Here is a 13,003-nt window from a genome sequence, read left to right on the forward strand (position 1 = left end):
TATCTAAATTTTTTGATAAAAGTAGTTGTATTACATGAGTGAAATAATAATAAAAACTCCAGAAGAAATAAAGAAAATGAAAGTAGCTGGTAAATTAGCAGCAGAAGTTTTAGAAATGATAACTCCTTATGTAAAAGAAGGTGTGACAACAGCAGAGCTAGATCAAAGGTGTCATGATTATATAGTCACGGAGCAAGATGCTTATCCAGCACCATTGAATTATCATGGTTTTCCAAAATCTATTTGTACATCTATAAATCACGTAGTTTGTCATGGAATACCTGCCGATAAAAAACTTAAGAAAGGCGATATCTTAAATATAGATGTTACTGTAAAAAAGGATGGCTATCATGGTGATACTAGTAAAATGTTCATGATTGGTGAACCATCAGTTATGGCTAAAAAATTAGTTGAGGTTACTCATGAATGTCTTTGGAAAGGTATAGAAGTAGTAAAACCGGGTAATCATTTTGGTGATATAGGTGCAGTAATAGAAAAACATGCTAAGAAATTTGGATACTCTATAGTTGATGCTTTTTGCGGTCATGGAATAGGCGCAAACTTTCATGAGCCACCGCATGTTATGCATCATGGTAAAGCTGGAACGGGTGCTAAGTTTGAAGAGGGTATGATTTTCACAATTGAACCGATGATAAATGTTGGTAAAAGAGCTGTATCTGTTTTAAAAGATGGTTGGACAGCTGTAACAAAAGATAGATCTCTTTCAGCTCAGTGGGAGCATACAATCTTAGTTACGAAAGACGGTTGTGAGGTCTTAACATTAAGAGAAGAAGAAAGAAGCTAAAATGACAAAACAAGTAACTCAAAAGCTCGTAAATCAGAAATGTGAACTTTTACGTTCGCAGAATGAAGAAATCACAGTCAATAAAGTTAGAAAGCTTATTGGAGAGGGTGTTTCTATTATTGATTTGGTTGAGAAGGTTACTTTATACAAAGACAATAGAAAACAAGCTATTGCAACTGGAGATTGTGAGCAGGAACTAACAATAAATACAGTTGCTAAAGATGAGTTACTAGAAGCTATTAAATCCACACTTAAAGAGTCAGATATTAAAGAAGATAAGCTCGCTTATGCTTTGCGTAGCAATATAAAGCAGTATATTGATAAAGAGATATCTAAAAGCATAAATAAAATAAAGCAAAAACAAGTAGAGCTATCTAATAAAAATGATAGTTTAGAAATAGCAAATCTTACTTTAGATAGGTGCTATAAAGAGTTACTAGAGAAATACAATGAATTAAAAGAAGAGTCATATAGTTTGAAACAGAGCTACAACTCTAAGTCTATAAAATATATGGAGAAAGAAGCTAGTGAGAAGATGATGCTGGCTTGGGAAGACTTTAAAGGAGTTAAGGAGCAGTTATCAAGTCTTGGTGCGTATGCTAAAGTAGCTGTCTATGACAAAAGGGGAGTGATTGTTATAAAATTCCCTGCTACAGATTTTCTCACACAGGAATGTCGAGCAGGTGTTAGTAGATATTTAAAAGCAAAAACTGTCTTTGACTATAATATTCAGGCTTGGGTTCTTTCTGGATTTAAAGATATACTTAAAACATTGGATTTTTTACAAAGAAATAAGTTCGTGTTCTCAAAAGAGCTAGAAACAATAGCTTATCTGAGAAGACAAAAAAGCTAAGAAACTATTTCTTTGTATACCAATATCTACTTATCTAGTATAGAACGTCTTGTTGATATATAATTTATTGATAAATATTTATATTTTTCTGTAAAAAATGGATTTATTCTCAAGCTTAGAAAGTACTCAGTCTGTAGGAGAGTTTTCTGAACAAGCATATTTAAATTATTCGATGTATGTAATATTAGATCGAGCACTACCTCATATTTCTGATGGGCTTAAGCCCGTTCAAAGACGCATTATTTACGCGATGAGTGAAATTGGTTTAAGCCATTTGTCAAAATATAAGAAATCTGCTCGTACTGTTGGTGATGTACTAGGTAAGTATCATCCACATGGTGACAGTGCTTGTTATGAAGCAATGGTGTTGATGGCGCAGAATTTCTCATATCGCTATCCATTTATTGATGGGCAAGGTAACTGGGGCTCAATTGATGATCCAAAATCATTTGCTGCAATGAGGTATACTGAGTCGCGTTTATCTAAGTATGCAGTATTATTGTTAGATGAGTTGAAAAAAGGTACTGTTGATTGGGTCAAAAACTTTGATGGTACAATGGATGAACCAAAACTTTTACCAGCACAAGTACCAAATATCCTCCTAAATGGAGCAGTGGGAATTGCGGTGGGGATGTCAACATATATACCTCCTCATAATATTACAGAAGTAATAAATGCTTGCTTGCATTTGTTGTCTAATCCCAAAGCTAGTATTGAAGAAGTATTAGAAATAATTGAGGCTCCTGATTATCCCGGTGGGGCTAATATTATCAGTAGCAAAGAAGAGATTGCTGAAGTATATAAGTCTGGTAATGGGTCTATACGTCAGCAAGCTGTATATGAGTATGATAATCATGGTAACGTGATAATTACTCGATTACCTCATCAAGTTTCAAGTGCTTCGGTAATGGAGCAAATTGCTAATCAGCTTAAGCAACAAAAGATCACATGGATTAAAAACATCCAAGATGAATCAGATGATAAAGAGCCTGTCAAAATAGTTCTGTATTCAGCATCGACAAAGAAAAATATCCAAAAAATTATGGGGCATCTATTAGCGACTACTGATCTTGAAAAAAGTTTCCGTGTAAATATGAATATGATTGGTCTGGATAATAGACCTCAGGTTAAAAATCTCTTAGATATACTTAATGAATGGTTAGAATATCGTAAGCGTACATTACGCAGAAGAATACAAACTAGTTTGGATAAGGTTTTAGATAGGCTACATATCTTAGAAGGTTTGTTAATAGCTTTTTTAAATATTGATGAAGTTATTGATATTATCAGAAATTATGATGATCCAAGTTTAGAACTCCAGAGTAGATTTGCACTTTCTGAAATTCAGGCTGAAGCAATTTTGAATATTAGACTACGTAAATTAGCGAAAATTGAAGAAATTGAAATTAAAAAAGAGCAAAAAGAGTTACAAAAAGAGAAAGAGTTGCTTGAAGGGTATCTAAACAGTGAAGTTAAGTTTAGAAACCTAATGAAAAAAGAACTAAAGCAAATTCTTGCTGACTTTGGTGATAGTAGACGCTCTAAAATAATTCAAGCTGATAAAGCACAAGCTCTAGAAGAGAAAGATCTTATGCCTAGTGAGAGAGTAACGGTTATCTTATCAAAAGCTGGCTGGGTAAGATGTGCTAAAGGTGATAATATTGATCCTAAAGGTCTAAGCTATAAGCCTGAAGATAAGCCATACCTATCTACTTCAGGTAATAGTAATATTAGGCTAATTTTCTTTACTAAACTTGGCAAAGCATATTCGATGTATGTTGATAAATTTCCATCAGCTAGAGGGTATGGCGAGCATATAACCACATATATTCCTTTAGATAGAGAAGATGAAATTATCAGTATGGAGTTTGTTAATGTTTCTACGTATTTCTTAATTGTTAGTACTAGCGGAAAAGGTTTCGTGATACCAGCTGAAGATCTGATAGCAAATAAAGTTACAGGTAAGAATATATTTGATGCTGATGATGTCTTTAAGTTTATACCGTATGATAAAGGTTTGAAAATGCTTGCAGTTAGCTCACAAGGTAGAACTATTATTCGTGATTTTGAAAGTTTTGCAGTACTTAAAAAAGGTAAAGGTAAAGCTATAATTAAACTAGATAAAAAAGATAAACTTAAATTTATAGAATTATTCAAACCAGAGCAAGAGCTTACTCTTAGTGCGGGTAAGAGGTTTATTCGTATTGATAATAAAAACTTTGAAACATACTATACAGATAAGCCATCAGGTGGAGGTGTATTATTACCTCAAGGATTTAGAAAGATAACAAAAATAGATATAGAGAGTGTAGAATGAAAAAAATAGCAATATTAGGGGCTATGGAGATAGAAATCCAGCCGATATTACAAAAGTTAGAAAAATACGAAACTGTAGAATATGCAAATAATAAATATTATGTTGCTAACCATAATGGTATAGAGCTTGTTGTAGCTTATAGCAAGATTGGTAAAGTTTTCTCAAGTTTAACTGCAACAATAATGATAGAACATTTTGGCGCTGAAGCAGTTTTATTCACAGGTGTTGCTGGAGGGCTTCAAGATTTACAAGTGGGTGATATGATTGCTGCAACTGCTACAGTTCAACATGATGTTGATATTACAGCTTTTGGTTACCCTTATGGCAAGATTCCAATTTCTGAAGTTGAGATTGAAACATCAGTAGAACTATTAGAGCAAGCTAAAATTACTGCAAAAGAGCTTGATCTGAATCTACATACGGGTGTGATTGCTACTGGGGATCAGTTTGTTCATTCAGCTGAAAGAAAAGCGTTTGTAGTAAAAGAGTTTGATGCGAAAGCTATAGAGATGGAAGGAGCTAGTGTTAACCTTATTTGTAATGAGATGAATGTTCCTAGTCTTATATTAAGAAGTATATCAGATACGGCTGATGGCGATGCTCCTGATAATTTTGATGAGTTTGCAAAAATGGCAGCAAACCGATCAGCAGAGTTTGTAATGAAATTGGTTGATAAAATAAGATAGTAATATGGTTTTTAAGTTAGGGGAAAAACTTTTAATATTGTTGCTAGTATTAGTATCGACCTATAGTTATAGCTTGACAGATAAGCAAATTAAAAATGTTCAACAGGCTATAGATCAGCTACAGCAAAGAAACTATCAAGATTATTTGATAGCTAAAAGTGAAAGTAAAATCTCTGATAAAAAAACAAAAACTTACCTAAAGTACAAAGAGATATCTCTGTATCCTGATAAATTCTCTCAACAGCAAATCCAAGATTTTTTTAAAACTCATAAAGATGAGTATTGGGCATCTGAGTTATGTGATGATTTAGCAATATACTATGCTAAAACTAAAAATTGGAAGATGTTTGAGAAATACTATGATGGCGATTTGCAAACCGTAGGGCAGTGTTGGGTTGCAGATAATCAGAATAAAATAAATAAAAAGAAAGCAATAAAGCAGTTTGCAAAATATTGGCAAAAAAATAAGTTTAATGCTCCTGAGTGTGTTGGACTAGATAAAGATGTAAAAAAATACACTAAAAAAGAAAAGCAATGTATATTAGATAAAGCATATAACCTTGCGTTGAGTAATGATTTTGGCGATTCTTCTAAACTTTTATCAAAGTATGTAAAACAAGATCAAGAGTATGCTGAGTATATAAATCAATGGAAATATGTTAACTATAATCTTAGTGTTAGTACGTTAGATAAATTCATAAGAATATATCATATGTATCCAAAGTTTACAGAAGTGATTTTAGATATTGCTAGTGATAATGTAAAAACTGATGCTTTGAAATATGCTAAGGTTTGGCAAAAGTTAAAGTATAGAAAGTTTCTGAGCTATAAGATACAACAACAAATAGATGAGAAAATAGCAATTGCTCTTGCACAAAAGCATGATAGTAATGCTAAACAATGGCTATTAAAAATTGATAAAAAGCATATCTCTAGAATTGCAGAGCACTGGATCTTAAGAATTGACTTGTATAATTCTAACTACAGTGGTTATGTTGAAGATTATCTTGGTAGTTCGAAACAAGTACAGCAAGGAGTAATATGGAAGTATTGGTTAGCTTATAGTTATCAAAAACTTGGTATGCTCAAAAAAGCTAGACCAATATATACTGAATTAGCTAAGGCTCCTTATAACTACTATGCATACCTATCAGCAGACGCTATGGGACTAGGTTATAACTACGGTGATAATAACTATAGTGCTATATCCTATTCTGAAATCCAGAAACTTGAATTAGATCCAGATGTCAAACATGCTATTGAACTACACAAACTAGGTCAGTTTGAAGACTCCGTAAAACTTTGGAAGTGGCTGAATCGTAACAAGTTCTCGAGTGGACATAGAGATGAAATTCCTCTTTTGGCACAACTAGCTTGGCTTTATGAGATGTATTATCAAGCAATATTTAGTATGCAAATTATGGGCATTGATAGTCATGTGCACTTATTATATCCAGATGCATTTGATGATATAGTACAAGAGCAATCAACTAAATATGATTTAACTCAATCGTTAATTTATTCAATAATGAGAAAGGAGTCATTATTTGAAATTGAAGCAAAGTCATATATTGGTGCAAAAGGTTTGATGCAAGTCACGATACCTACAGTTAATTTTATATCTAATAAGTATAAATTAGGATATAACATCAGTAACTCATCTGATGAAGTATTTGATCCTTATATAAATATCAAAATTGGCTCAGCGAATTTAGATTTTTTAGATAGTTTATTTAAGAACAATTTAGTTCTAGCTATTGCTGCTTATAATGCTGGACCTGGTAATGTGAATAAGTGGCTCACAAATAAACAAGTGCCTGTAAAACAATGGATTGAGAATATACCATTTGGAGAAACTCGCCACTATGTGAGAAAAGTATTAGTTAATATGGTTGTTTACAATAATGTTATTTTGAAGGATAGTAAAAAGATAAAGTTGAGCAATCTACTAAATACAGAAGTATCTAATAAATATAATTTTAAAAACTGATTTCGTATAGTAGTGTTGGGCTTTTATCATTAATAATGTTAGTATTTCTATCTAAATGATTCCTTATATTATTAAATTTCAATGAAAAAAGTTATTATAGGTAGTTTAGCACTTTTGTCTATCAGTGCCGGCTATACTCTCACAAGCCAACAAGAAAAATATTCTCAGCAAGCAATTAAAGCCTTAGATAAAGAAGATTATAAATCTTATTATTACTTAAAATCAAAACTGAAAGAAACAAGTATATATCCATACCTTCAATACAAAGAAATAATCGCAGATCCAGCTATTTTTGAGCCGGCGACAATTGATGATTATTTAAGAACACATCAAGATAGCTATTGGAATAATCAAATCAAAGAAGATCTTGCTAGTTATTACGCTAATAAAAAAGATTGGCAAGACTTTAAAAAGTATTACGCTGGTGGTTTAGGGATATCAGGGAAGTGTTGGTCAATGCAGGCTGAATATGAGTTAGGCAATAAGTCTAAAGCTATAGATGAGTACGGACAGCTTTGGCAAAATCGTGTCTATATGCCATCAGCGTGTAATGATATGCAAAAGTATTGGGATAATTCTGAAGATAAGTCAAGAGACTATCTAACTACAAAGGCATATACTCTAGCTTTTGCTAATAAGTTTGATGATAGTTTATGGTTACTAAACACTTATGTTAAAGATAATAAAGATTATGTGAACTATATATCAGCATGGCGAAATGCGATAAAAAATCCTAATAATCTAGACGATTTTATAAGTAAATTTCACAATTATAGAAATTTTGACAAAATATTCGTTGATATATCGAAAGATTTAGTTAGAAAAAATCCTGAGAAATATGCAAAAATATGGGATAGTTTAAGAAATAAAAGGTATCTTAGTAATCAGACCAAGCAGCAGTGTATTTCAGCTATAGCAGTTAGTTTTGCTAGGTCACAATCACCTCAAGCTAAACATTGGCTAGCGAGGGTTGATAAAAAATATCTTGATACCACTGCATGGGAATGGTTATTGAGAGTTGATTTATATAATCAAAGTTTCAAAGACTATATAAAAACATATAATCAATTACCTAAAAAGTCTCAACAGGATGAAGCATGGAGATATTGGTTAGCATATAGTTACGAACAAACAGGGCAAAAAGCAAAAGCTAATGAAGTGTTTGAAAATTTAACTAAGACCCCTCTGGATTACTATTCATTCCTAGCATCTGACAAGCTTGGTAAGCCATATAACTTTGGTAATGATAATGCTGATAAATTAGATAGTCGCGAAGCCAAGAAGCTTGAATCAGAAGAAGCTATTCAACAAGCGATAGATTTATATCAGATTGAGCAATTTAAGGATTCTACAAGCCTTTGGAAATGGACAATACGTAATAAACTTAAGAATAAAGATATTACACAGATCAAAGAGCTAGCTAGATTAGCAGAAGATAATAAAATGTACTATGCTGCAATATTTAATATGGCTGTAATTGGTAAATACAATAATATTGATATGTTGTTCCCAAAAGCATTTTTGGCTACAGTTGAGAAGAATGCTAAAAAATTTGGCATAGACCAAGATCTTGTATTATCAATAATGAGTAAAGAGTCATTATTTGATGTTGAAGCCGGATCATGGGCAGGAGCAAAGGGGCTAATGCAAGTAACAGAGCCTACAGCCAAATTTATTGCAAAGAAATATAAATTACCTCTTGTTGGTAATAAATCTGAAGGCATGGCTAGCCAGATATTTATACCGGAGAATAATATTAAGCTTGGTACAGCTAATTTATATTTCTTGGAAAAGCTCTTTGATAAAAATCCTGTATTGGGAATAGCTGCTTATAATGCTGGTCCAGGAAATGTTGCTAAATGGTTGAATAACAAAGAAGTTCCGGCAACCATTTGGATAGAGAATATTCCATTTGGTGAAACTCGTCATTATGTTAGAAAGGTTCTAATGTATATGATTGTATATAATAATTTTGTATTTAAAGACAAAAAGAATCATATTAGTAATTTCTTGGACTATAAAATATCTGATAAACAGAGCTTTAGAAAATAAACTCTTAAAAATCTAAATAGTATATTATAATCAATGGTAATTATTTCGTTACAGTATAAAGCTAATGCGTGTAATAAGTGGTGTTAAAAGAGAGAATTTATTAGCATACTTTCTGACATACGTTGGGTATATGACTCTAACAATCTCAATGACCTTAACACCATCGTTAGCATCTAATTTGAATTTATCTAATTATGTAACTCAGATAGCTATGAGTCTATCATTTTTTATGTTTAGTGTTTCTGCGATTTTATTTGCGACTTTATCAGATGTTTTTACAGCAAAGAGAGTACTATTTTTTTCACAGAGCTTTTCTATATTTGGTTTAGTTTGTATAGGACTATCAGATAGTATCTATACTGTATATATTGGTTTTGTGAGTTTGGGGCTTGGTACAGGATGTTACTCGTCTATCGCTAGAGCATTGATATCACGTAATGCTGACAATAATAGCCAAATGAAAAAAGCATATTCGGTTTTATCAGTAATGATAATAGTTGCACCTATAGTTAGTACATATTTAGCTTTATTATTGATTCCGATTTCTTGGCGAGCAGCTTATTTTTGTATGGCAACAATTGAAGTGGTATTATTTATTTTTTCAATAAAGATATTAACTGCTGATGCTCAAAGACAAATCGTAATTCCAGCATCTAAAATATTCTCTGGCTTTGCTCATGCACTATCTCAGCCTAGATATTTGTTAAATGTAATGATTGTAGCGATACTCTTTTCTTTTTATTTAGGTGTCTTGATGAGCTCATTTAAAGGTTTGTTAGTTGATGAATTAAATATGTCGATGGATGTCTTTACTATAGTATTTTTGGTAACATCTTTACTATATATTCTTGGGATATTTAGTTATCGCATTAAGGCAGATAGTAGTCATAAGAAACGCTATAATCTAGGTATTTTGGCTATTATATTTATCTTTATAGCTCTATATAGTTTTTTAGAAATATCATCATATAGTACTGTGATAACCTTGCATTTAATATGTTATTTTTTAGGCTTTTTTATACCAATGGCTACAGGTGCTGCTATGAGTAATATTACTAAAGGGCATGGTACAGCAGCAGCGATGATAACATTCTCAGTGGCACTGTGTATGTCAATATGGGGATTTCTAAAAGCACACTTTAATATGTCAAATTATCATTTTATACTATTGGCTTTGTGGATTAGTTTTAGTTTAGCACTATTGCTTAAGATTATTATAGTTTTCATCTTGGATAGAAATCAAAAATAAAATCGTAAATTTTATTTCTGGCCTTAATCAATACTAGATTCAAGCTGAATTTTTTGTGTCGGAGCAAACTTGATTCCCATATCACTGCCAATTTTCAAAACTTCTGAGATTAGGAACAACAAAATAAAAGCAATTTTCAAGAACCCATGAAATAATGAGTATTTTAAGTTTTTTGACATACTTATGTACTCAATAAAAGGTGTTCTTCCGGTGATTCCAAATTGACAGTATCTCATATGCAATTTATTTAGCTAGGTATTCTTTTTTAGAAAGAATATTGTAAGCCTGATGTTACAAAATTCTGAGAGTCTCCAGAGAATGAAATGGTATATGTATATGTTACTTTTAGACTAAGGTTGTCGATATACTTGATAGGGAACATTACACCTACTGGGAAGACTGCAAATCCTCCCCATGTATTATTTGTATCTAAATAGCCACTAGGGGCGTTACGTTGGTTGTCTATACCGTTAATATTAGTATGTCCTATTCCAAGTCCAGCGGCAGTATAGGCGGTTATATAGTTATTTATTTTGTAATAGTATTTTGCAGCCCCAGCAAAGTAGTTATTAACTTGGGTTGTATTATATTGGCTAACAAGAAAGTTTTGGTATACAAACTCTACAGCATAAGATTCGCTAAATCTATATCCTAAGTTAGCAACTACAGTTCCACCACCTTTAGACATGTTGGTTTGTTGTCCCCAACCACCATTAATTGCTACATATATTGATGGTTTAAATGTTTTCTTAGTTATATCGTCAAGATCATTAATGTTATAGTAATTTGGAGGTAGGTTGATAAAGGCCTCTAGTATCTTTTTCAAGCTTACTGGAGTCTGATTTAATATTAGTATCAAGTTCAGTATTTGCTAACGCTTGGTTTGCTATCAAAAAAAGAATTATACTAAATAAGAGGCTTTTTGTTTTCATACCTATCAATAAAGTTTTTAGGGTATGAGTTACTCTGAATAATTAGCATCAAACTGAATTTTTTGTGATGGTGCCAACTTGATACCGATTTCTTCAGCCAAATCTAGTACGCTCATAATAAATTGTTCCCTCTGTTCTAGCTCTTCTCCCCAATTTGTAGATACAAAGAAAACATAGACCAATATTTTGATAGATGCAGGTTTTAAATCATTTACACGTATATAGTATCCCTCTTTTCTCATATGAGGGGTATTTAATACTAGTTCATTAATACCATCAACATAAGATCTAAGTTTAGAGGTAGGTGTTGATTCGTCAATTTCAAGAGTAGTCATATATCTTCTATATATTCTCTCACCCATATTATTAATTTGTGAAGTTGCAAAAGCATAGTTCGGTATAATAAGAACAGAGTCCTCGAAAGTTCTAATAGTTGTACTTCTTAGTCCTATTTTTTCAACTATACCTTCTTTGTCTTTTATGATTACCCAGTCCCCAATTTTTATAGGTCTTTCCATAGCTAGGATTATTGAGCCAAAGAGATTTTCAATTGTATCTTTACCAGCTAATGCAATAGCAACACCACCGATTCCAAGAGCTGTTAAGAAGTGAATCATATCAACCCCTAGCTCTTCGATTATGATTCCGGCAATTATTAATATAATAATAAGATTAATTACTTTATTAGCTATTACTATGGCAAATGCAAATCTTGCAGATCTATTTTGGTCCTTAACTTTTTTGTAAGAAGAGATTATGAATGAGCATAGTACATTCATAATCTCTGTACATAAGAACATTATTACAATTCTATATACAATTTTAAAAATTATATTGAAATAGTTGGAAGCATTTGTGAATATGATTAATGAGTTAAAAAAGAAAAAATATGCAGCATACATTGATACTATTAGTGATGTCGCAATATTTAATTTCCTCACTGTTTTATAATCTTTATTTTCAAAAAGACTACGTGTGATTCTAAATATAGGTTTTAAAATTATAAATAATACTTTAAAAACTACATAAAATATCATTAGTGAGATTATTGATATAATACTAATATACAGATTTGGTCCATACTCTTTTAGAAGGCTAGGAATATTTTCCCAGATAGAGTTACGTAGATTAGATCCAAAAGGAGCTCTTATATTGCTATCTAAATCATCTAAAAATATACTTACCCCATCTATCTGAGCATTTTTAGGGAAAATCCAGTTTTTAGTCTTGCTATCCTTATTTGTAATATTTTCTAAATATATACTTTTGCCTGAAATAGGTGAGGTGTAGACCATTACTAAATTACTACCTGGAAGAACTTCTCCAGGTATCTTTCGTATAGTGATTTTAGCAGTTTTGAAGACTCTATCCATACTGAAAGCTATAAATGAAGCAAAATCTTTTCTAATATTTTCACTAATCCAGCTAGTATCCATTATGTTTAAAGCATCTGCCATTTTGAACTTATATGCATCATTAGCTCCAAATATGAACTGCATGTATGATAATACTGGCATTGATATATTTCTTATATTATCTTCGCCTAGGCTCTTTTCTTTTTTGAAGTCGGCAAATTTCTTGAGTGTATTAGTGTCTGTGAAATTTTCTTTTGTAAAATACCAATTTCCATGACTATTTTTTGCTAAATAAAATGTTTGTTTGTCATTACCTTTACCTAGCGTTAAATCTAGTTTATTTCCTGTGGTATTAATAGGTACATCACTTATTTTAAAATCGGTTTTTAGTATGGCTACTAGCATGGTATCAATATCTATATCTTTTTCACTGCTAGTATAATCATTAACTTTTACAGGTTCAGGAGAGATAGTGTTTATCACATCATAATAGTAATTATGGTATCCCATCCATAGACTCAAAGCTTTGTATGTGAAATTAGTAAATAAATTTTGAGGTGTTTTATTATTGAATTTATCCATTTCACTCTTACTCAAGAACCCGAATGCCCCATCTTCTAGAGCTTTATACTGAGTCTCTGATAAATATGTAGCATTAGTTATTGGTTTAATATATGCATATGCGGATAATATAAACAAGATGAGAAAAACTATTTTTAAAAATAGTAGGGCTTTAGACAGATTCTTTTTTTTATTCATATTTT

At 31.6% G+C, this 13,003-nt stretch carries 10 protein-coding genes; 7 read left to right on the forward strand and 3 right to left on the reverse strand.

The annotated features are described in order from the left end of the window. Positions 1-34 precede the first annotated feature (34 nt). The 7 genes from map to F3D59_RS02730 all read left to right on the forward strand — a co-directional run bounded on the left by map (position 35) and on the right by F3D59_RS02730 (position 9,952). The gene (gene map, locus F3D59_RS02700; RefSeq protein WP_150463696.1) at positions 35-805 is read left to right on the forward strand and encodes a type I methionyl aminopeptidase; all 771 of its coding nucleotides are present in this window, start codon (positions 35-37) and stop codon (positions 803-805) included. 1 nt (position 806) lies between these two features. Continuing rightward, positions 807-1,658, forward strand: a complete 852-nt coding sequence (locus F3D59_RS02705) for a hypothetical protein (RefSeq protein ID WP_150463697.1) — start codon at positions 807-809, stop codon at positions 1,656-1,658. 97 nt (positions 1,659-1,755) lie between these two features. Next, positions 1,756-3,975: a DNA topoisomerase IV subunit A gene (parC, locus tag F3D59_RS02710; protein ID WP_150463698.1), complete on the forward strand. Its 2,220-nt coding sequence runs from the start codon at positions 1,756-1,758 to the stop codon at positions 3,973-3,975. Next, the gene (locus F3D59_RS02715; protein ID WP_150463699.1) at positions 3,972-4,661 is read left to right on the forward strand and encodes a 5'-methylthioadenosine/adenosylhomocysteine nucleosidase; all 690 of its coding nucleotides are present in this window, start codon (positions 3,972-3,974) and stop codon (positions 4,659-4,661) included. Before parC ends, F3D59_RS02715 begins: the two co-directional genes overlap by 4 nt. A gap of 4 nt (positions 4,662-4,665) precedes the next feature. Further along, positions 4,666-6,651 (forward strand): lytic transglycosylase domain-containing protein, encoded by a 1,986-nt coding sequence (locus F3D59_RS02720; RefSeq protein ID WP_150463700.1) that lies wholly within the window; start codon positions 4,666-4,668, stop codon positions 6,649-6,651. 75 nt (positions 6,652-6,726) lie between these two features. Further along, the gene (locus F3D59_RS02725) at positions 6,727-8,703 is read left to right on the forward strand and encodes a transglycosylase SLT domain-containing protein (RefSeq protein ID WP_411961533.1); all 1,977 of its coding nucleotides are present in this window, start codon (positions 6,727-6,729) and stop codon (positions 8,701-8,703) included. A gap of 64 nt (positions 8,704-8,767) precedes the next feature. Next, positions 8,768-9,952, forward strand: a complete 1,185-nt coding sequence (locus F3D59_RS02730; protein ID WP_150463702.1) for an MFS transporter — start codon at positions 8,768-8,770, stop codon at positions 9,950-9,952. Positions 9,953-9,975: 23 nt separating this feature from the next. Here F3D59_RS02730 and F3D59_RS09945 read toward each other — a convergent pair whose 3' ends face one another. The 3 genes from F3D59_RS09945 to F3D59_RS02740 form a co-directional block, all read right to left on the reverse strand. Next, positions 9,976-10,131 carry a hypothetical protein gene (locus tag F3D59_RS09945; RefSeq protein WP_191092423.1) on the reverse strand — a complete coding sequence of 52 codons (156 nt, stop codon included), beginning with the start codon at positions 10,129-10,131 and terminating at the stop codon, positions 9,976-9,978. 86 nt (positions 10,132-10,217) lie between these two features. Further along, a complete protein-coding gene (locus tag F3D59_RS09950; RefSeq protein ID WP_224721143.1) occupies positions 10,218-10,778 on the reverse strand; it encodes an outer membrane protein in 561 nt (186 codons plus the stop codon). Between the two features lie 135 nt (positions 10,779-10,913). Continuing rightward, complete coding sequence (locus tag F3D59_RS02740) at positions 10,914-12,998, reverse strand: mechanosensitive ion channel family protein (protein ID WP_150463703.1); 2,085 nt, start codon at positions 12,996-12,998, stop codon at positions 10,914-10,916. Positions 12,999-13,003 lie beyond the last annotated feature (5 nt).

The sequence above is a fragment of the Francisella sp. XLW-1 genome (genome assembly GCF_008711455.1).
Taxonomy (GTDB): Bacteria; Pseudomonadota; Gammaproteobacteria; order Francisellales; family Francisellaceae; genus Francisella; species Francisella salimarina.